At 74.5% G+C, this 17,910-nt stretch carries 21 protein-coding genes and 2 pseudogenes; 10 read left to right on the top strand and 13 right to left on the bottom strand.

Going from position 1 to position 17,910, the window contains the following annotated elements:
- Nucleotide 1 precedes the first annotated feature (1 nt).
- Both BLT39_RS11345 and BLT39_RS11350 read left to right on the top strand, forming a co-directional pair.
- A complete protein-coding gene (locus BLT39_RS11345; protein WP_091062738.1) occupies nucleotides 2-1,381 on the top strand; it encodes an FAD-binding oxidoreductase in 1,380 nt (459 codons plus the stop codon).
- A gap of 48 nt (nucleotides 1,382-1,429) precedes the next feature.
- On the top strand, nucleotides 1,430-2,650 hold the full coding sequence (locus BLT39_RS11350; RefSeq protein ID WP_091062740.1) for an NAD(P)/FAD-dependent oxidoreductase: 1,221 nt from the start codon (nucleotides 1,430-1,432) through the stop codon (nucleotides 2,648-2,650).
- A 51-nt stretch (nucleotides 2,651-2,701) separates the two neighbouring features.
- Here the strand turns inward: BLT39_RS11350 and BLT39_RS22445 are convergent, their stop codons facing one another.
- On the bottom strand, nucleotides 2,702-3,376 hold the full coding sequence (locus BLT39_RS22445) for an LppU/SCO3897 family protein (RefSeq protein ID WP_091062743.1): 675 nt from the start codon (nucleotides 3,374-3,376) through the stop codon (nucleotides 2,702-2,704).
- Between the two features lie 128 nt (nucleotides 3,377-3,504).
- Here BLT39_RS22445 and BLT39_RS11360 point away from each other — a divergent pair, with 128 nt between their 5' ends.
- Nucleotides 3,505-3,930 carry a YccF domain-containing protein gene (locus tag BLT39_RS11360; RefSeq protein ID WP_091062746.1) on the top strand — a complete coding sequence of 142 codons (426 nt, stop codon included), beginning with the start codon at nucleotides 3,505-3,507 and terminating at the stop codon, nucleotides 3,928-3,930.
- Nucleotides 3,931-3,939: 9 nt separating this feature from the next.
- Here the strand turns inward: BLT39_RS11360 and BLT39_RS11365 are convergent, their stop codons facing one another.
- Genes BLT39_RS11365 through BLT39_RS11375 form a run of 3 tightly spaced genes read right to left on the bottom strand, consistent with a single transcriptional unit; the run spans nucleotide 3,940 to nucleotide 6,515 of the window.
- Nucleotides 3,940-4,725, bottom strand: a complete 786-nt coding sequence (locus BLT39_RS11365; RefSeq protein ID WP_091062747.1) for an ABC transporter permease — start codon at nucleotides 4,723-4,725, stop codon at nucleotides 3,940-3,942.
- Between the two features lie 3 nt (nucleotides 4,726-4,728).
- Nucleotides 4,729-5,532 (bottom strand): ABC transporter permease, encoded by an 804-nt coding sequence (locus BLT39_RS11370; protein ID WP_207507866.1) that lies wholly within the window; start codon nucleotides 5,530-5,532, stop codon nucleotides 4,729-4,731.
- The gene (locus BLT39_RS11375; RefSeq protein WP_091062749.1) at nucleotides 5,529-6,515 is read right to left on the bottom strand and encodes an ABC transporter ATP-binding protein; all 987 of its coding nucleotides are present in this window, start codon (nucleotides 6,513-6,515) and stop codon (nucleotides 5,529-5,531) included. The genes BLT39_RS11370 and BLT39_RS11375 overlap by 4 nt, the downstream gene beginning before the upstream one ends.
- 65 nt (nucleotides 6,516-6,580) lie before the next feature.
- Between BLT39_RS11375 and BLT39_RS11380 the strand changes: the two genes are divergently transcribed.
- A complete protein-coding gene (locus BLT39_RS11380; RefSeq protein ID WP_091062750.1) occupies nucleotides 6,581-6,862 on the top strand; it encodes a DUF427 domain-containing protein in 282 nt (93 codons plus the stop codon).
- Between the two features lie 14 nt (nucleotides 6,863-6,876).
- Here the strand turns inward: BLT39_RS11380 and BLT39_RS11385 are convergent, their stop codons facing one another.
- Nucleotides 6,877-7,611 (bottom strand): hypothetical protein, encoded by a 735-nt coding sequence (locus tag BLT39_RS11385; protein ID WP_091062752.1) that lies wholly within the window; start codon nucleotides 7,609-7,611, stop codon nucleotides 6,877-6,879.
- Nucleotides 7,612-7,822: 211 nt separating this feature from the next.
- Between BLT39_RS11385 and BLT39_RS11390 the strand changes: the two genes are divergently transcribed.
- Nucleotides 7,823-8,986 carry an RtcB family protein gene (locus BLT39_RS11390; RefSeq protein WP_091062754.1) on the top strand — a complete coding sequence of 388 codons (1,164 nt, stop codon included), beginning with the start codon at nucleotides 7,823-7,825 and terminating at the stop codon, nucleotides 8,984-8,986.
- Nucleotides 8,987-9,043: 57 nt separating this feature from the next.
- On the opposite strand, the gene BLT39_RS11395 is transcribed toward BLT39_RS11390, so the two are convergent.
- Nucleotides 9,044-10,012 (bottom strand): hypothetical protein, encoded by a 969-nt coding sequence (locus BLT39_RS11395; RefSeq protein WP_091062756.1) that lies wholly within the window; start codon nucleotides 10,010-10,012, stop codon nucleotides 9,044-9,046.
- 190 nt (nucleotides 10,013-10,202) lie between these two features.
- Here BLT39_RS11395 and BLT39_RS11400 point away from each other — a divergent pair, with 190 nt between their 5' ends.
- The gene (locus BLT39_RS11400; protein WP_091062758.1) at nucleotides 10,203-10,439 is read left to right on the top strand and encodes a hypothetical protein; all 237 of its coding nucleotides are present in this window, start codon (nucleotides 10,203-10,205) and stop codon (nucleotides 10,437-10,439) included.
- Between the two features lie 3 nt (nucleotides 10,440-10,442).
- Here the strand turns inward: BLT39_RS11400 and BLT39_RS11405 are convergent, their stop codons facing one another.
- From BLT39_RS11405 to BLT39_RS11415, 3 genes are all read right to left on the bottom strand, one after another.
- Entirely contained in the window at nucleotides 10,443-11,432 is a 990-nt protein-coding gene (locus BLT39_RS11405; RefSeq protein WP_091062760.1) for an LLM class flavin-dependent oxidoreductase, read from the bottom strand.
- A 66-nt stretch (nucleotides 11,433-11,498) separates the two neighbouring features.
- Nucleotides 11,499-12,278 carry an enoyl-CoA hydratase/isomerase family protein gene (locus BLT39_RS11410; RefSeq protein ID WP_091062762.1) on the bottom strand — a complete coding sequence of 260 codons (780 nt, stop codon included), beginning with the start codon at nucleotides 12,276-12,278 and terminating at the stop codon, nucleotides 11,499-11,501.
- 1 nt (nucleotide 12,279) lies between these two features.
- Entirely contained in the window at nucleotides 12,280-12,717 is a 438-nt protein-coding gene (locus tag BLT39_RS11415) for a hypothetical protein (RefSeq protein ID WP_091062764.1), read from the bottom strand.
- Between the two features lie 46 nt (nucleotides 12,718-12,763).
- Here BLT39_RS11415 and BLT39_RS11420 point away from each other — a divergent pair, with 46 nt between their 5' ends.
- Nucleotides 12,764-13,198, top strand: coding sequence for an SRPBCC family protein (locus BLT39_RS11420; protein WP_091062766.1), 435 nt, complete (start codon nucleotides 12,764-12,766; stop codon nucleotides 13,196-13,198).
- Nucleotides 13,199-13,207: 9 nt separating this feature from the next.
- Here the strand turns inward: BLT39_RS11420 and BLT39_RS23320 are convergent, their stop codons facing one another.
- From BLT39_RS23320 to BLT39_RS11425, 3 genes and pseudogenes are all read right to left on the bottom strand, one after another.
- A complete protein-coding gene (locus BLT39_RS23320) occupies nucleotides 13,208-13,336 on the bottom strand; it encodes a hypothetical protein (protein ID WP_278246971.1) in 129 nt (42 codons plus the stop codon).
- Between the two features lie 81 nt (nucleotides 13,337-13,417).
- Nucleotides 13,418-13,618, bottom strand: a pseudogene (locus BLT39_RS23515) (alpha/beta hydrolase); the annotation flags it as partial.
- 86 nt (nucleotides 13,619-13,704) lie between these two features.
- A pseudogene (locus BLT39_RS11425) lies at nucleotides 13,705-14,298 on the bottom strand (alpha/beta hydrolase); the annotation flags it as partial.
- 67 nt (nucleotides 14,299-14,365) lie between these two features.
- On the opposite strand from BLT39_RS11425, the gene BLT39_RS11430 reads away from it, so the two are divergent.
- From BLT39_RS11430 to BLT39_RS11440, 3 genes are all read left to right on the top strand, one after another.
- Nucleotides 14,366-15,256, top strand: a complete 891-nt coding sequence (locus BLT39_RS11430) for an SMP-30/gluconolactonase/LRE family protein (protein ID WP_091062770.1) — start codon at nucleotides 14,366-14,368, stop codon at nucleotides 15,254-15,256.
- Nucleotides 15,257-15,324: 68 nt separating this feature from the next.
- The gene (locus tag BLT39_RS11435) at nucleotides 15,325-15,681 is read left to right on the top strand and encodes a YciI family protein (protein ID WP_091062771.1); all 357 of its coding nucleotides are present in this window, start codon (nucleotides 15,325-15,327) and stop codon (nucleotides 15,679-15,681) included.
- Entirely contained in the window at nucleotides 15,678-16,871 is a 1,194-nt protein-coding gene (locus BLT39_RS11440) for an RNA polymerase sigma factor (protein ID WP_091062773.1), read from the top strand. Before BLT39_RS11435 ends, BLT39_RS11440 begins: the two co-directional genes overlap by 4 nt.
- Before the next feature lie 12 nt (nucleotides 16,872-16,883).
- On the opposite strand, the gene BLT39_RS11445 is transcribed toward BLT39_RS11440, so the two are convergent.
- Nucleotides 16,884-17,909: a zinc-binding dehydrogenase gene (locus BLT39_RS11445; protein ID WP_091062775.1), complete on the bottom strand. Its 1,026-nt coding sequence runs from the start codon at nucleotides 17,907-17,909 to the stop codon at nucleotides 16,884-16,886.
- Between the last annotated feature and the right edge of the window lies 1 nt (nucleotide 17,910).

Genomic DNA, 17,910 nt, shown 5'->3' on the forward strand with positions numbered 1-17,910 from the left:
GATGACCGTCACCACCGACGTCGTGGGCACGCTGGGCGGGGTGCTGCCGGCCGACCGGCTGGTCACCGACCCCGACGTGCTGGCCTCCTACGCCCACGACGAGGCCGAGTGGGCGCCGTGGGAGCTGCCCGCCGCGGTCGTCCGGGCGCGCACCGCGGAGGAGGTGCAGGCCGTCGTCCTGGCCTGCATCGAGCACCGGGTGCCGGTCATCGCCCGCGGCGCCGGCACCGGGCTGTCCGGCGGCGCCAACGCCACCGCCGGTGCGGTGGTGGTGGCGCTGGAGGCGATGGACGCCGTGCTGGAGGTCGACGAGCTGGAGCGCTTCGCCGTCGTCCAGCCCGGCGTGGTCAACGACGACCTGCGGGCCAGGGTCGCCGAGCACGGCCTCTGGTACCCGCCGGACCCGGCGTCCTCCCCCTGGTCGACCATCGGCGGCAACGTGGCCACCAACGCCGGCGGCGTGTGCTGCGTGAAGTACGGCGTCACCCGCGACTACGTGATGGGCCTGCAGGTGGTCACCGGCACCGGCGAACTGGTCCGCATCGGCCGCCGGACCGCCAAGGGCGTGGCCGGCTACGACCTCACCGGGCTGCTGGTGGGCAGCGAGGGCACGCTGGGCATCGTCACCGAGGTCACCGTCAAGCTGCGGCCGCTGCGCGACCCCGAGCGCACCGTCGCCGGCTACTTCGACTCCGTCGTCGCCGCCGGCGAGGCGGTCACCGCCGTCGCCGCCGCGGGCCTCACGCCCTCCGCGCTGGAGCTGGTCGACCGGCACTGCCTGGCCGCCGTCGACGCCTGGAAGAACATGGGCCTGTCGGCCGACGCCGAGGTCGTGCTGCTGGGCCGCGTCGACACCCCCGGCGCCGCCGGGGACGCCGAGGCGCAGGCGCTGCTGGCCGCCTTCGAGGCCGGCGGCGCGTCCTGGGCCGCGGTGAGCACCGACGCCGAGGAGGCCGACGCGCTGTTCTCCGCCCGCCGGCTGGCCTACCCCGCCCTGGAGCGGCTGGGCCCGCTGCTCACCGAGGACGTCTGCGTGCCCAAGGCCGCCGTCCCCGCCATGCTGGCCCGCATCGAGGCCATCGGCGCCGCGCACGACGTGCTCATCGCCAACATCGCGCACGCCGGCGACGGCAACCTGCACCCGCTGCTGTCGACCCCGGCCGGTGACGACGCCGCCCGCGACCGCGCGCTGGCGGCCTTCCACGAGATCATCGCCGCCGCGCTGGAGATGGGCGGCACGGTGACCGGCGAGCACGGCGTCGGCCTGCTCAAGCGCGACGGCCTGGCCGCCGAGGTCTCCCCCGCCGTGCTGGACATTCACCGCGCGGTCAAGGCGGCCCTGGACCCGCACGGCATCCTCAACCCCGGCAAGGTGTTCTGACCTGCGCAACCCGGGGTTACCGGCAGCTCGGACGGGCACAACCGGGCCGTGCAACGCAACTACGACTACCTGATCATCGGCGCCGGCATGGCGGCCGACAGCGCAGCCCGCGGCATCCGCGAGCTCGACCCCGACGGCAGCATCGGGATCGTCGGCGAGGAGGTCGACCCGCCGGTCGCCCGGCCCTCGCTGTCCAAGAAGCTCTGGACCGACCCGGAGTTCACCCTCGACAAGTCCTGGCTGGGCACCGACGAGACCGGTGCGGCGCTGCACACCGCCACCCGCATCCGGTCGGTCGACCGCGCCGCCCGCACCGCCACCGCCGAGGACGGCGACGTGTTCGGCTACCGGCGGCTGCTGCTGGCCACCGGCGGGCACCCGAAGCAGCTCGACCTGCCCGCCGACGACCGGGTCGTGCACTTCCGCACCATGGACGACTACCGCAGGCTGCGCGGGCTGTCCGGCGAGGGCCGGCACGTCGCCGTCGTGGGGGGCGGCTACATCGGCACCGAGCTCGCTGCGGCGCTGGTGCAGAACGACACCCGGGTCACCTTCGTCTTCCCGCAGGAGTTCGTCGGCGGCGCCTCCTACCCGCGCGAGCTCGCCGAGCAGCTGTCCGAGGAGTACGCCGCGCGCGGCGTGCAGCTGCGGCCGGGCACCCGGGTGACCAGCGGGTCCGCCGACGCCGCGGGCGTGCACCTGGAGCTGTCGGACGGCAGCACCCTGGACGTCGACGGCGTCGCGGTCGGCCTGGGCATCCAGCCCGCCGTGCAGCTGGCGCAGGACGCCGGCCTGCCGGTCGAGGACGGCGTGGTGGTCGACGCGTTCGGCCGCACCGAGGACCCGGACGTCTACGCCGCCGGGGACGTGGCGAACTGGCCGGACCCGATCCTGGGCCGCACCCGGGTGGAGCACGTGGAGAACGCCACCGACATGGGGACCGCGGTCGGCACGGTGATGGCCGCCGACGCCACCGGCGCGCGGGCCGAGCCCTACACGCACACGCCGAGCTTCTACTCCGACCTGTTCGACGCCGGGTACGAGGCGGTCGGCACGCTGTCGGCCGACCTGGACCTGGTCACCGACTGGAAGGTGCCGCCGGGCACCGGGGAGTCCGCGCAGGGCGTCGTCTACTACCTCGAGGGCGACCGGCTGCGCGGGGTCCTGCTGTGGAACGTGTGGGACAGCACCGACGCCGCCCGCGAGCTGCTGGCCGCCGAGCGCGGGTACACCGCCGACGACCTGGTCGGCGCGATCCCCACGGACTGACCCGACGCGGCGTCCCCGGGGAGCCGGGGACGCCGCAGGTCGGGACCCGTGTCAGCCGATGGTCTCGGCGCAGAACACGTCGCCGGTCTCGCCGGACTCGCCGTACCAGAGGGCCACGCCGTCGGTGATGCCCGACTCCTGGGCGGCGTCCTGGCAGGTGTCGGGGTCGGCCTGGAACTCCGCCTCGGTCATGTCGTCGTCGGTGCCGAAGACGCGGTACTGGGCGTCGGAGGAGTCGCAGTCCACGACCTCGTAGCCGTCGGAGCCGGCCGCCTGGACGCAGTCGCCGACCTCGGGGGCACCGCCGCCGAAGCCGTTGCGGAAGAACGCGACCAGCAGCGCGACGACGATCGCGCCCGCGATGAGGGGCAACCGCTTCTGCCACGCGGGACGCTGCTTCGGGGCACCGCCGGCGGCCTGCTGGCCACCCCACGGCTGGCCCGGCTGGCCCGGCTGCTGGCCGAACGGCTGCTGGCCCGGCTGCCCGAACTGGCCCGGCTGCCCGAACTGGCCCTGCTGCCCGTCGGGCCCGAACTGGCCCGGCTGCTGACCGTACGGCGCCTGGCCGGGCTGCTGCGGCTGACCGCCGGGCGGCGACCACTGCTGGCCCGGCTGCGGAGCACCCTGCTGACCGGGCTGGGGGGCACCCTGCGGACCGGACGGCGGCTGCTGCCCCCAGCCCTGTCCGGGGTTCTGCGGCTGGTCGCCTGAGCCGGGAGTGGTCACGGATGTCCTCCAAGGGGTTCGACGGGCCAGGAGATCATCCCCGTCGGACTGCTTGGTCCGCACACCGGGTGCGCACAGCATCACCCGGGCGTGGGAACCGCCCCACGGCCCGGCTCGTCGTCCTGGGCATGGACGGTCTGCGGCTCGTGCTCAACCTCGTCTGGCTCGTGCTGCACGGCTGGGCGATCGCCCTGGCCTACCTGGTGGCCGGTGCGCTGGCGTGCGTCACGGTCATCGGCATCCCGTTCGGCATCGCGGCGTTCCGGCTGGCGTTCTTCGTCGTCCTGCCCTTCGGCCGGACGACGGTGCCCACCCCCGGCGCCGGGGTCGCGTCGGCGCTGGGCAACCTGGTGTGGTTCCTGCTCGCCGGCTGGTGGCTGGCCCTGCTGCACGTGCTCGCCGGCATCGCGTTCTGCCTGACGGTCATCGGCATCCCGTTCGGCGTCGCCTCGTTCAAGCTCGCCGCGGTCGGCCTGTTCCCCCTGGGCAAGCGGGTCGTGGAGACGCAGGCGCCGCACTCCTGGTTCGGCGCCGGCCAGGCCGTCGCGCGCTGAGCCGAGCCCTCAGGCGCTGGCCCCGCTGTAGGCCCGGACGCCGAGCGTCCACACCCACCGGGTCACCGCGACCAGCGCCACGGTGAACGCGGCGGCGCCGAGCAGCAGCCAGCCCGACAGCCGGCCGGTGAGCGCCTGCGCCGGCACGGTGATCGCGAAGGCCAGCGGCACCAGGAAGGTGAACCCGATCCGCAACCAGCCCGGGTAGATCGTCACCGGCCACCGCCCGGCCTGGTACATCCCCGACAGCAGCTCGACCAGCGAGTCGGTGCGCACCACCCAGAACGCCGCGGTGGTCAGCAGCAGCCAGAACGCCCACAGCACCACCACGCCCAGGGCCAGCGCGACGGCGAACCCGGCCACCGCCAGGGCGCCGGGCCGGGTGTCCAGCCGGGTGAGCGCGTAGCCCACGATGCCGGCGCCGACCAGCACGTCCACGGCCTGCCACAGCTCGATCCGCCGGATGCTGACCAGCAGCATCGCGTCGGCGGGCTTGGTGAGCACGAAGTCGAGGGTGCCGTGCTGGACGTCGTCCATCAGCTGGGTCATCGACGGCTGCACCACGCTGCGCAGCACCCCGCCCAGCAGCACGTAGACGCCCATCACCACCAGCAGCTCGCTGCCCGACCAGCCGCCCAGGTCGTCGGTGTGGCTGAACACCAGCGCGAGCACCGCCAGCGACGTGCCGACCGCGACGAGGGACTGCACGACGCTGAACAGCACGTTGGACCGGTACTGCAGCTCGGCCTGCACCCCGATCCGCAGGTAGGTGCCGACCAGCCGGAGCGCCTGCACGGCTCAGTTCCCCACGGCCGAGTAGCGGCGGACGCCGAACCGCCAGACGACGGCGACCAGCCCGGCGCCGATCGCCACCCACGCGGCCTGCGCGGCCAGGCCGCCCCACAGCTGCGCCGTCGTCAGGTCACCGGCCAGCACCTCGATCGGGTAGCCGAACGTGTAGCGGAAGGGCAGCCAGTCCGCGGCGGTGGCCGCCCAGGCCGGCAGCAGGGCCAACGGCAGCAGCCGGCCCGACAGCAGCAGCTCGGCGGTGAAGTACAGCTCGTAGAGCGCACTGACCCGGGTGGTCCAGAAGGTGACCATGCCGAGGACCCACAGCAGCATCGACCGGATCAGGTAGGCGCCCCAGATCGCGACCAGGAAGACCAGCACCTCGACCGGGCTGACGTCGAAGGTGGGCCGGAAGAGCAGCGCCAGGACGGCGGCGATGGGCACCCACAGCAGGACGACGACGACCTTCCAGCCGGCGAAGTAGGCCAGGTCGAAATGCAGCGGATGGACGGGCTGCACGAGCCGGCCGGACAGCTCACCGCGCCGGATCCGGTCCTCCCAGCCGTAGGGCGTGAAGACGATGTTCATGTTCCGGACCAGCGTCCAGACGATGTAGTAGGCGGCGAAGTCCCCGGCGGTGATGCCCTGCACCGCGCCGCCCTGGGCGTCGGCCACGGTCTGCCACACGACCAGGTAGACGACCGGCTCGGCGACCATGCCGAGCATGAACAGGTAGTTCGACGTCCGGTACTGGAACTGGGTCTGCACCGCCGTGCGGCCGACGACGGAGTAGAGCCCGGGCAGCCCGTTCACGACGCCACCGCCGAGCGGTCGGCGAAGGCCTGCTCGATGACGTCCTCGATGGGCGGGTCCTCGATGGTGAGGTCGGTGACGGCGTGGTCGGCGAGCAGCCGGGCGGCGACCGCCGACGTCTGCGCCTTGGGCACCTGGACCGCCACCCGTCCCTCGTCCGCGGGGACCACCGTGCCGTAGCCGGAGAGGTCCGCGCCGGGGGTGGCCAGCTGCACGGTGATGGTCTGGTGCGGGGAGAACCGGGCGGTGAGCTCGCGCAGCCCCCCGTCGAAGAGCACCTGGCCGTGGTCGATGACCACCACCCGCGGGCACAGCGCCTGCACGTCGGCCATGTAGTGGCTGGTCAGCAGGACGGCGGCGCCGTGCCGGCGGTTGTACTCGGCGACGAAGCCGCGCAGCCGCTTCTGCGCACCGATGTCCAGCCCGATGGTGGGCTCGTCGAGGAAGAGCACCTGCGGCCGGTGCAGCAGGGCCGCGGCGACCTCGGCCTTCATCCGCTCCCCCAGCGACAGGGTGCGGACCGGCTTGCGCACCAGGTCGCCGATCTCCAGCAGCTCGACCAGTTCGTCGCGGGTGCGCCGGAAGTCGGCCTCCGGGATGCGGTAGACCGCGCGGTTGAGCTCGAAGCTGTCCAGGGCGGGGATGTCCCACTGCAGCTGGTTGCGGTTGCCCATCACCAGCGTCATCCGCCCGAGGTAGGCCTTCTCCCGGCGCGACGGCTCGTGGCCGAGCACGGACACCTCGCCCGACGTCGGCACCAGCAGGCCCGAGAGCATCTTCAGCGTGGTGGTCTTGCCCGCGCCGTTGGGCCCGAGGAAGCCGACCACCTCACCGGGTGCGACGTCGACCGACACCCCGGCGACGGCGTGCACCTCGCGGTACCGGCGGCGGACCAGGCTGCGCACCGAGGCGGCCAGCCCGGCGTCCCGCTCGGGCACCCGGAAGGTCTTGCGCAGGTCCCGCACCCGGATCGCCGTCTCCACGGTGACCGACCGTAGCGACCTCGTCGTCCCCTGCCGAGCGCTTTGTCCGGGGGGACGATGGAGCCATGACCACTGCTACCTGGAACGGCACCGTCATCGCCGAGTCCGACGACATCGTCACCGTCGAGGGCAACGCCTACTTCCCGCTCAGCTCGGTGAAGGACGGCGTGCTCACCCCGACCGACACCCACACCACCTGCCCGTGGAAGGGCGAGGCCAGCTACTTCTCGATCGAGGCCGGCGGGCAGACCAACACCGACGCCGCGTGGACCTACCCCGAGCCCAAGGAGGCCGCGAAGGAGATCACCGACCGCGTCGCGTTCTGGAAGGGCGTCGAGGTCAGCTGAGGTCAGCTGAGGTCCTAGCCGACGGTCTCGCGCTCGGCGGCCACCCATACCGGGGCGGCGTCGGGCGTGAGGCCGGCCAGCTCGGCCGCGGTCGGGCCGTCGTCCACCGGCTCGGCGACCTCGCCCTGCCAGGGCGAGGGCTGGTCGAGCAGCAGCAGGGCGTGCTGCGCGGTGACCAGGCTGGGGGCGGCGTCGGCGATGACCTGCAGGTCGCCGTGCAGCTGCTTGTGCACCGTGCCGAGGCGACGCAGCGCCGCCCGGCAGGAGGCGCGGTCGCCGGTCTCGGTCCAGACCAGCTGGTCCACCAGCGCGCGCTGGTCGGCCACCGCGTCGGCGAACCCGGTGCCGCCGGCGAGGCGGTTGAGCAGGTCCAGGTGGGCCTGGTGCCGGAAGCCGGCGGGCTCGCGGCCGGGCTCCCGCGTGGTGCCGACCCACGCGCGGTGCGCGGCCAGGCCGTGCTGGGCGAAGCGCCGCTCGGCCTTGGCGGCGAACCGCTGGTCGCGCAGCTCCCAGGTGGCGTGGCTGTCGTCGAAGCGGAAGAACAGCAGGGCGAACCCGCGCCGGTTGAGCTCGCGCATCCGGGAGAACGGCAGCGGGACGACGTCGCCGCCGACCGTGCAGCAGTAGAGCGCGCGGTCGGTGAGGACGGCGGTGCGGGCGACGTCCTCGGCCGGTGCGTCCAGGGACTCGGTGAGCGGGACGCAGTCGGTCACGGCCAGCACGGACTCGCCGTCGGCCAGCGCGGACACCAGCCGTGTCGGCGCGCGTCGTGTTCCCCAGCTCACCTCTGCGTTGTCGGCCGACACGCCGGTTCCTGAAGCCGAATCGACCCTCTCGGGGGACGGAGGCCAGCCGACCGGGTGACGCCGGGAAAAGGGGGCGCGCTGGACGTGACGACCGGGTTGACTCCACCCCCGGCCGGCGCCGGCCCACCCCCACCCCACCGACCGAGGAAGGACCATGCAGACCATCAACGGACGCCTGCTCAGCTGGGCGTCCATCCTGGAGGACACCACCCGGGAGCAGGCGCTGCTCACCGCCCGGATGCCGTTCATCCACCCGCACGTCGCGCTGATGCCCGACGCCCACCTCGGGCTGGGCGCCACCGTCGGCTCGGTGATCCCGACCGACGGCGCGATCATCCCGGCCGCCGTCGGGGTCGACATCGGCTGCGGCATGGCCGCCGTCCGCACCCAGTTCACCGCCGCCGACCTCGGCGACCGCGACCTGGCGCCGCTGCACGCGCAGATCAGCCGGTCGGTCCCGCTGTCGGCCGGCGGTCGCAACCAGCGGATCCGGGCGTCGGCCGAGCCGCGCATCGAGGAGCTGCGCGCGCTGCCGGGCGCAGCCCAGGCCGACGCGGTCGCCAGGCACTGGCCGCAGCAGCTGGGCTCGCTGGGCTCGGGCAACCACTTCATCGAGATCAGCCTCGACGAGTCCGACCGGGTGTGGGCGTTCCTGCACTCGGGCTCCCGCGGCGTGGGCAACAAGCTCGCGCAGAGGCACATCGCGGTCGCCCGGGAGCAGTGCCGCCGGCGGTTCGTCGAGCTGCCCGACCGGGACCTCGCCTACCTGGTGGAGGGCGAGCCGGAGTTCGACGCCTACCTCGAGGCCCTGCTGTGGGCGCAGCGCTTCGCCTACCTCAACCGGGAGGAGATGGTGGACCGGGTGCTCGACCAGCTCGGCCGGTTCCTGGGGGCCGACGTCGAGCGGGTCGAGTCCGTGCGGTGCCACCACAACTACACCGCGCGGGAGCGGCACTTCGGCCGCGAGGTGTGGCTGTCCCGCAAGGGTGCGATCTCCGCGCGGGCCGGTGAGCCGGGGCTGATCCCGGGCTCGATGGGCGCGGCGTCCTACGTCGTGGTCGGCAAGGGCGACCCGCGGGCGCTGCACTCGGCCCCGCACGGGGCCGGCCGGAGCCACAGCCGGACGGCGGCCCGGAAGCTGTTCGACCGGGCCGACCTCGATGCCCGGATGGCTGGTGTCGCGTGGGGCCACTCGGACGCCTTCCTCGACGAGCACCCCGAGGCCTACAAGCCGATCGACCAGGTGATGGCCGACGCCGCAGACCTCGTGGAGGTCCGGCACACGCTCCGCCAGGTCGTGAACGTCAAGGGCAACTGAGCACGCGCGAGGCCCGCACCCCCGGGGGGTGCGGGCCTCGTCGTCGTGCGGGGCGGGTCAGCTGACGCCGACGGCCTCCTTGGCCAGGGCGGCCAGCTGGGTCTGGGCGGCGCTCACCACGGAGGAGCGGTTCTTGTTCTCCTCCTCGAAGCGGATGACCGTCTCGATGTCACCGGCGTCGCGCAGCTCCTTGACCGCCTTGACGGCCTCGGGACCGGTCAGCTCGCCGTAGCCCTTGATGGGCAGCTCGTCGGCGCGCAGGATGCCGAGCTCGGCGCGGGTCTCGTGGATGACCTCGGCGACCTCGCGCTCGCGGGCCTTCGTCGCCTGCCGCTCGCCCTCCTCCAGGGAGGCGTTGCGGCCGTCGGCCAGCGACTCGCGGACGGCACCGGCGAACACCGACGCGCGGGCGGCGGCGGCGGCGATCTTGCTGGCTGCGGCCTCGGACGCCTGGTTGGTGCTGTCCACGACCTTGTTCACCGAGTCGGCGACGTAGCGGGCCGGCAGCGCGGCCAGCCGGGCGGCGCCACCGGTCACGCGCTGGACCGGGGTCGGCCGGATGGCGGCCGGGCCGCCGAGGGCGTGCTCGCCGAGGACGACGGTCAGCCACTCCACCGTGGCCGTGTGGGCGGTGATGAGCCGGTCGGCGAGGGTGACCACGCGGGCCTGCTTCGCGGCCTGCGCGAGCACCTTGAGGTAGGTGGCGCGGTCGAGCAGCTGGTGCTCCAGGGACAGGTCCGACAGCAGCGCCTCGTCGACCGGGGCGGCCTGCTCGACGGTGGCCTTGACCACCGCGCCGAGGCGGCCGACGGCCGGGGTGACGACGTCGGGGACGCCGCCGAGGTCGCGCAGGGCGCGGGTGATGGCCTCGGAGCGCGACGCGGCGTTGTCCGCGTTCTGCTGCAGCTCGCGACGGACGGCGTCGGTGCGGGCCTGGGCGGTGCGGGTGCGGGCGACCTGCTCCTCGGTCTGGGTGAGCAGCAGGAGGGCGCGCAGCTGGGCGACGAGGGCCGTGGTGTCGGCCATGACAACTCCCTGGTTTCTGAAGACGAAGTGGGCCAACCCCCCACTGCCCCGCTGCTAGCCAGAGCAAGCACGCAGCTAGCGGTGTTCTCCGTCACCCTCTCGTGTGACCAGCGGGACGCGTGGGACGCCGGGGCCCGCGGACACGGGCCGCCTCCCCGGACCGCGCACGACCCGGCGGCACCCTGGGTGCATGGGGTTCGTCTACGGCACCGCGCGGGCCGAGGTGATGGTCGGCTCGCTGGTGGGCGCCGGGGCGCGACCCACCTTGATCGGGCCGGCGCACGCGACCATCGGCAGCGCCGCGGGCGGGCGCCGCAACTCCCTGTGCGGGGCGTGGGTCACCCACGACGACGACCTGCCGTGGCCGCCGGACCCCGCCGCGGTCGGGGCGCTGTGCCCGACCTGCGACGAGCTGTCCTACTGGTGACGCTCAGGCGCTGACGGTCTCCATCGCCTCGGCCAGCAGCTGCACCGAGCGCAGCCGCTGCTCGACCTGCGAGGACGCGTGCCCGACGATGAGCTCGTCGGCGTCGGCGAACCGCCGGAACTCCACCAGCTGCTCGCGCACCTGGGCCGGGGTCCCCACGGCGGAGTGGGTGAGCATCGAGTCGACCTGCCGACCCGCGCCGGACTCCATGAGCAGATCCGTCTCGGCCTCGGTGAACTCCTTGCCCCGCCCGAACAGCCGGGTGGCCCGGTCGCGGCGCATGGTCGCGAACTGGGCGCGGGCGTCGTCCTCGTCGTCGGCCGCGACCACGTTGACGCCGGCGATGACGTGCGGGGCCGCGAGCTGCTGCGAGGGCTGGAAGTCCCGCCGGTAGATCTCCACGGCGGCCTGCAGCGCCTGCGGGGCGAAGTGGGAGGCGTGCCCGTAGGGCAGACCCAGCGCGGCGGCCAGCTGGGCGCCGAAGGTCGACGAGCCCAGGATGTAGAGCGGGACGCGCGAGCCCTTGCCGGGGACGGCGTCCACGCCGGGCACCCGGGTCTCCCCGGCCAGGTAGGCCTGCAGCTCGAGCACGTCCTGCGGGAAGCGGTCCGAGGAGCGCGGGTCGGTGCGCATCGCGTACATCGTGTTCTGGTCCGAACCCGGCGCCCGGCCCAGACCCAGGTCGATGCGACCGGGGTACATCGCGTCGAGGGTGCCGAACTGCTCGGCGATGACCAGCGGCGAGTGGTTGGGCAGCATGACCCCGCCCGAGCCCAGCCGGATGGTCGAGGTGTGCGCGCCGACGTGGCTGATCAGCACGCTGGTCGCCGAGGAGGCGATGGACTCCATGTTGTGGTGCTCGGCGTACCAGACGCGGGTGTAGCCGTGCTGCTCCGCGGCCTGCGCCAGGGCGACGCTGTGCGCGATCGACTGGCCCACGGACTCCCCGCGGGAGACGGGGGCCAGGTCCAGGACGGAGAGCGGGAACGACATGGGTGGAGCCTCTCTGCGGGGGTGCTTCTACGAGGAGCCAGCGCACTCCCCCGCCCGGTCATTCCCTCAGCGGCCGGTCCAGTTCGGCGGCCGCTTGTCCAGCTGCGCCGCGATCCCCTCCTTGCGGTCCTCCGACGTGTAGGGGTTCGGGCCGACGTCCAGCCGCAGCGCCTGCCACAGCGGCAGCTCCAGGCCCTTGACCGCGGTCTGCTTCATCCGCCGCACCGACACCGGGGCGTTGGCCGCGATCGTCCCGGCCAGCGCGAGCGCGGTGTCGAGCACCACCTCGCGCGGCACCAGCCGGTTGACCAGGCCCCACCGCTCCAGCACGTCGCTGTCGACGTAGGCACCGGTGTAGAGCATCTCCAGCGCGATGCCCATCGGGATCCGCTTGGGCAGCACCACCGACCCGAAGTTGGCGCCCATGCCGATCTTCGCCTCGGGCAGGCCCATCGGGATGCCGGGGGCGGCCACCCGCAGGTCGCAGGCCAGCGCCAGTTCGAACCCGCCGGCGACGGCGGCGCCGGTGATCGCCGCGACGATCGGCACCGGGCACTCGGTGACCACCTCGAACAGCGACCGGCCGGGGCGCTCCATCGGCGGGCGGAAGGGCTCGCCGCGGTCGTCGGCGGCGCGGATCTCCTTGAGGTCGAACCCGGCGCAGAAGGCCGGGCCGTTGCCGGCCAGCACGACGACGCGGGTGCCGTCGCCGCCGGCGGTGAGCAGCTCGTCGACCAGGTCGGCCTGCAGCGCCGAGGACAGCGCGTTGCGCCGCTCGGGCCGGTCGAGGGTCAGCAGCCGCAGGTGGTCGCGGGTCTCGACGACCAGGCCGGACTCGTGCCGCACCTCAGGCCGGTCGCGGGCCGGCGAGCTGGCGGGCGGTGTGCGCCGCGCCGGAGTCCAGCCCGCCCGGGCCGCCGCGGCGGTGCAGCTCGAACTGGTCGCGGATCCACTGCTGGTGGGCGTCCCAGGCCAGCGCCGCGTCGCCGTCCAGGGCGGTGGCGATGTCGGCCCAGCCGGCGCCCTCGCGCAGCGCCGCGTGCATGCCCAGGTGCCGGCTGTCGTGCGCCTTCCGGTAGACGACCTCGCCGAGGGCCAGCAGCTCCAGCGCCTCGTGCCGGTCCAGCGAGGTGCCGGTGTTGCGCAGGTCGGCCAGGAAGTCGTCGGCGTCGTCGGGCGCGGTCGCCTCGACCACGCCGGCGTCGCGCCGGGACAGGAAGTCGATGCGGTTGGCGGCGACCTGCAGGGTGACCTCGTCCTCGAGGTCCCGGGGGCTGATGGTCATGCCGACAGCTTCTCCCACTCCCCGGGGCGGCGCATAGCCTGCCCGCATGGCTGCCCGCACCGCGTCCGGATCCGTCGTCGTCCCCGCCCCGCCGTCCGAGGTGTTCGCGCTGCTGGCCGACCCGCGGCGGCACGCCGAGATCGACGGGTCGGGCACCGTGCAGGCGATCGTGGAGGCGCCCGAGCGCCTGGAGCTGGGCTCGACGTTCTCGGTGGCGATGCAGATGGGCGCCAAGTACCGGACGACGAACACGGTGGTGGAGTTCGAGCCCGACCGGCGGATCGCGTGGAAGCACTTCGCGCCGCACCGCTGGCGCTACGAGCTCGAGCCCGTGGAGGGTGGCACCCGGGTCACCGAGACCTGGGACGCGAGCCGGTACAACGCGGTCACGTTCCTGCCGGTGCGCGCGCTGGGTTTCCCCGCGAAGGCGCAGCAGGGCATCGACGGCACCCTGCTGCGCCTGCGCGAGCGGTTCAGCTAGGCCGCACGGTCAGTGCTTGCGGGCCCGCTTGGCCTGCTGGTCGGCGATGAACTTCTTGGCCTTGGCCTGGTTCTCCGGCTTGCGGGCCGCGGCGATGACCTTCTGGGCCGCGGCACCCTTGAGCAGTCCACTGAGCATCCCCATCGGGTGCCTCCTGAGGTCGAGTCGGTTGCGAGCTGACCCCATGCCCCGCCGGGGGCGGGTGCACACAGCAACCGCTCAGCCGACCGCCCGGTCGAACGCCGCGCACATGAGGTCGTAGGCGGTCCGGGTCATCCGGCCCTGCGGGGCGATGCCGTCGAAGGCGTGCGGGACGCCGGGCAGCAGGTGCAGCTCGACCGGCACGTCGGCGTCCACCAGCCGGCGGGCGTACGCCAGCGCCTCGTCGCGCAGCGGGTCGTTGCCGGCCACCACCAGGAAGGTCGGGCAGAGGCCGGCGAGGTCCGCCGTCCGGTTCGGGAAGACGTGGGCGGGTCGTCGGTGCGGCCCTGCCGAACGTTGGCGACCACCTGCGCGACCTGCGCGCCGCTGATGACCGGGAAGGCCGGCGCGACCCGCGAGGGGTGCTCGCGGTCGTCGGTGTTCGGGTACAGCGCCAGCGCCAGCGCGGGGACGACGTCGCCCCGGTCGCGGCCGAGCTGGGCCATGGACAGGGCCAGCGCTCCCCCGGCGCTGCTGCCGGTGACCACGACGCGGGTGGGGTCGACGTCCTCGCGGGCAGCGGTCCAGCGCACGGCGGACCAGCAGTCGTCCAGGATCGTCTCGGCGGGGACGTCGGGGGCCATCCGGAAGTCCACGCTCACCCCCACCGCGCCGCAGCGGCGGGTGAGCTCCAGGCAGCGCGGGTGCTCGGTCTCCAGCGACCCGAACGACCAACCCCCGCCGTGGAACAGCACGTACGCCGGCCGCTGCGCAGACGGCGTGGTCGGCCGGTACACCCGCACGGTGACCTGGTGGCCGTCGGACGCCGGCACCGTGGTCTCGCTGATCTCCACGCCCTCGACCGACTCCGGCACCGGCCCGCGGGCGCGGGCGGCGGCGATGAAGGCGGGGTCGGTCATGTCGACGGCCCCGCGGGCGGTGAAGGCGCTGGCGCCCATCGCCGCGGCGACGTCGCTGTCCCAGGTCTCCGAGGCGCGAGTCACACCTCGACCCTAGGGTCCGGCCATGACGACGACGACGTTGCTGACCGGTGGAGCGTTCTTCGAGGGCCCGCGCTGGCACCAGGGCCACTGGTGGGTGTCGGACTTCTACCGCGGCACGGTCAGCCGGGTGACGCCGTCGGGCGAGGAGACCGTCGTCCTGGAGGTCGCCACCCAGCCCTCGGGCTCGGGCCGGCTGCCCGACGGCTCGCTGGTCGTGGTGTCGATGACCGACCAGCGGCTGCTGCGCTGGGACGGCAGCGCCCTGGCCACCTACGCCGCCCTCGCCCCGTACTGCGGCGGGCTGCTCAACGACCTGGTCGTCGACGCCGCGGGGCACGTGTTCGTCGGCGACTTCGGCTTCGACCTGATGGGCGGTGGCGCACCGGGCCCGGCCTCGCTCAAGCGGGTCGACCCCGACGGCACCGTCACCGTGGTCGCCGAGGACCTGCTGTTCCCCAACGGCATGGTGATCAGCCCGGACGGTGGGACGCTGCTGGTGGGCGAGACCTTCGGCAACCGGTACACCGCCTTCGACCTGGCCGAGGACGGGTCCCTGTCCCACCGGCGGGTGTGGGCGGAGTTCGGCCCGGTGCCCACCGGCGCGACGCTGGAGGAGGTGCTCGGCCAGCTGGTGGTCGCCCCCGACGGGTGCACCGGTGACGCCGAGGGGCACCTGTGGGTGGCCGACGCGGTCGGCGGCCGGGCGGTGCGGGTCGCCGAGGGCGGCGCGGTGGTCGACGAGGTCCGCGCCCCCGAGGGCCTGGGCGTGTACGCCTGCGCGCTGGGCGGCGAGGACGGCCGCACCCTGCTGCTGTGCTGCGCGCCGGACTTCCTGGAGCACAACCGCCGGGCGGCCCGCGAGGCGGTGCTGCTCACCGCCGAGGTCGAGGTGCCGCACGCCGGTCGGCCCTGACCTGTCGATCCCGGCCCGCGCCGTGCGTACAGGGGGTGGAAGCAGTCCCACCCCCAGGAGGAACCGCCATGACCCAGTACCTGCTGTCCGTCGTCACGCCGTCCGCCGGCACCGAGGAGCACGTGCCGCCCACCCCCGAGCAGCTCGAGCCGGTCATGGCCCGGGTCGCCCAGCTGCGCACCGACATGCAGGCGGCCGGGGTGTGGGTCTTCGCCGGCGGGCTGGAGGCGCCGTCCACCGCGACGGTGCTGCGGCCCGCGGGCGAGGGGGTGTTGCTCGTCGACGGGCCGTTCGCCGAGGGCAAGGAGTACCTGGGCGGGTTCACCGTCGTCGACGTCCCCGACCTGGACGCCGCGCTGGACTGGGGACGGCGGACGGTCGCCGCGATCGGGCTGCCGGTCGAGGTCCGCCCGTTCAGCTGGTGAGCCCGCTCGAGGAGGTCTTCCGCGAGGTGCACGGCCGGGCGGTCGCCGTCCTCACCCGGCAGTTCGGGGACCTCGACCTCGCCGAGGAGGCGGTCGCCGAGGCCTTCGCCGCGGCGGCCGCCACCTGGCCGGGGCGCGGGGTGCCGCCGTCCCCCGCCGGCTGGGTGGTCACCACCGCCCGCAACCGCGCGGTCGACCGGCTGCGCCGGGAGGCCGTGGGGGCGGCGAAGCTCGCCGAGCTGTCCCGGCTGGCGGTGGAACCGGAGGTGCCGGAGGTGGGTGCGGTGCGCGACGACCAGCTGCGGCTGCTGTTCACCTGCTGCCACCCGGCGCTGGCCCCGGAGGCCCGGGTGGCGCTGACCCTGCGGATGGTCGGCGGGCTGACCACCGCGGAGATCGCCCGCGGCTTCCTCGTGCCCGAGCCGACGATGGCCGCCCGGATCACCCGTGCCAAGCACAAGATCGCCCGGGCCCGGATCTCCTACCGGGTGCCCGCGGACGCCGACCTGCCGCAGCGGCTGGCCTCGGTGCTGGCGGTGGTGCACCTGGTCGGCACCGAGGCCCACGCACCCGCCACCGGCGACGCCGCCACCCGGGACGACCTGGCCGCCGACGCCGTCCGGCTGGCCCGGTTGCTGGTCGACCTGGTGCCCGGCGAGCCCGAGTGCCGGGGCCTGCTGGCGCTGCTGCTGCTCACCGCGTCCCGTCGGCCGGCCCGGGTGGACGACGCCGGTGCGCCGGTGCCGCTGGACCGGCAGGACCGGTCCCGGTGGGACCGCGCGCTCGTCGCCGAGGGCCAGGCCCTGGTGCGGGAGTGCCTGCGGACCGGCCGTCCCGGTCCGTACCAGGTGCAGGCCGCGATCGCCGCGGTGCACGCCGGTGCGCCGACCTGGGCCGACACCGACTGGTCGCAGGTCGTGGCGCTCTACGACCTGCTGCCGTCGACGCCGGTGGTGCAGCTCAACCGGGCGGTGGCGGTCGCCGAGCTGGACGGGCCGTCGGTCGGGCTGGCGCTGGTGGACCGGGTCGACCTCGACGCCTCCCCCGTGCTGCACGCGGTGCGCGCGGACCTGCTGCGCCGGCTCGAACGGGTCGAGGAGGCCCGGGCGGCCTACGCCGCCGCGCTGGCCCGCACCCGGAACACCGCGGAGCAGGCCGACCTGCGCCGTCGGCTGGCCGACCTCGGCTGACCGCGCTGCCGGTCAGGGCACCAGCACGGCGCGGCCCACCAGGGTGCGCCCGTCGAGGGCCGCGTGCGCGGCGGCCGCATGGGCCAGCGGCCAGACCTGCGCGGCGACCGGGCGGACGACGCCGACCGTGACGAGGTCGACCACCTCCACCAGGTCGGCCCGGGTCGCGTGTGCGGACCCCAGCACCGCGAGCTCACGCACGATGAGCAGGCCTGGGTCCAGGGGCAGGTCCGCGGGCGCGGTGTTGCCGACCAGCACCAGCCGCCCGCCCGGCCGCAGTGCCCGCAGCACGACCGCGAAAGTCGGTGCCCCGGTGGTCTCCACGACCACGTCGACGCCCCGTGGCCGGTCCAGCCCCGCAGCGATCCGGCGGAGCTCCCGGCCGTCAGGGCGGACGGCGACCTCGGTGGCGCCCGCGTCCTGCAGCGCAGCGACCTTGCTGGCATCCCCGGTGACCGCGACCACCACGGCGCCCAGGTGGCGGGCCAGCTGCACGGCGTGCACGCCCACCCCGCCGCCGGCCCCGGTGACCACCACCACGTCACCGGCCTGCACGCCGGCGGTGCGCAGCGCCTTGAGCCCGGTGCCCACGGCGCAGGTCAGCAGAGCACCGGCGACGTCGTCCACACCGTCGGGCAGCGGCACCGCGTTCAGCGGACTGGCCACCACGTACTCGGCGTAGCCGCCGGGCAGGTCCTCCCCGTAGAAGCCGGGTCCCTGCCGACAGCGCGCCGTCGTACCGGCCGCGCACTCCGGGCACCACCCGCACGGGATGCGTTGGACGAGGGCGACCCGCCGACCCGTCCAGTCGCCGTCGACGTCCGCGCCCACCGCCTCGACCCGGCCGGCGACCTCGTGGCCCAGCACGCTGCCGACCGGGGCCGCCAGCAGGCCGCGGCGGGCCAGCGCGTCGTGCCCGCAGACCCCGCACGCACCCACCCGGACGAGCAGCTGGTCGGCGGCGGGCTCGGGCACGGGCCGGGTGCCGCGGACCAGCACCTCGGGGCCGCCGTGCGCGGCGAGCTCGGCCACGCGCATC

The sequence above is a fragment of the Klenkia brasiliensis genome (assembly GCF_900100695.1).
GTDB lineage: Bacteria > Actinomycetota > Actinomycetes > Mycobacteriales > Geodermatophilaceae > Klenkia > Klenkia brasiliensis.

What these genes read in the sequence shown, in the direction of transcription:
- BLT39_RS11345 (WP_091062738.1), top strand. Translation starts at nt 2, where the DNA reads ATGACCGTCACCACCGACGTCGTGGGCACGCTGGGCGGGGTGCTGCCG.
- BLT39_RS11360 (WP_091062746.1), top strand. Translation starts at nt 3,505, where the DNA reads ATGGACGGTCTGCGGCTCGTGCTCAACCTCGTCTGGCTCGTGCTGCAC.
- BLT39_RS11380 (WP_091062750.1), top strand. Translation starts at nt 6,581, where the DNA reads ATGACCACTGCTACCTGGAACGGCACCGTCATCGCCGAGTCCGACGAC.
- BLT39_RS11390 (WP_091062754.1), top strand. Translation starts at nt 7,823, where the DNA reads ATGCAGACCATCAACGGACGCCTGCTCAGCTGGGCGTCCATCCTGGAG.
- BLT39_RS11395 (WP_091062756.1), bottom strand. Translation starts at nt 10,012, where the DNA reads ATGGCCGACACCACGGCCCTCGTCGCCCAGCTGCGCGCCCTCCTGCTG.
- BLT39_RS11400 (WP_091062758.1), top strand. Translation starts at nt 10,203, where the DNA reads ATGGGGTTCGTCTACGGCACCGCGCGGGCCGAGGTGATGGTCGGCTCG.
- BLT39_RS11405 (WP_091062760.1), bottom strand. Translation starts at nt 11,432, where the DNA reads ATGTCGTTCCCGCTCTCCGTCCTGGACCTGGCCCCCGTCTCCCGCGGG.
- BLT39_RS11415 (WP_091062764.1), bottom strand. Translation starts at nt 12,717, where the DNA reads ATGACCATCAGCCCCCGGGACCTCGAGGACGAGGTCACCCTGCAGGTC.
- BLT39_RS11420 (WP_091062766.1), top strand. Translation starts at nt 12,764, where the DNA reads ATGGCTGCCCGCACCGCGTCCGGATCCGTCGTCGTCCCCGCCCCGCCG.
- BLT39_RS23320 (WP_278246971.1), bottom strand. Translation starts at nt 13,336, where the DNA reads ATGCTCAGTGGACTGCTCAAGGGTGCCGCGGCCCAGAAGGTCATCGCC.
- BLT39_RS11430 (WP_091062770.1), top strand. Translation starts at nt 14,366, where the DNA reads ATGACGACGACGACGTTGCTGACCGGTGGAGCGTTCTTCGAGGGCCCG.
- BLT39_RS11435 (WP_091062771.1), top strand. Translation starts at nt 15,325, where the DNA reads ATGACCCAGTACCTGCTGTCCGTCGTCACGCCGTCCGCCGGCACCGAG.
- BLT39_RS11445 (WP_091062775.1), bottom strand. Translation starts at nt 17,909, where the DNA reads ATGCGCGTGGCCGAGCTCGCCGCGCACGGCGGCCCCGAGGTGCTGGTC.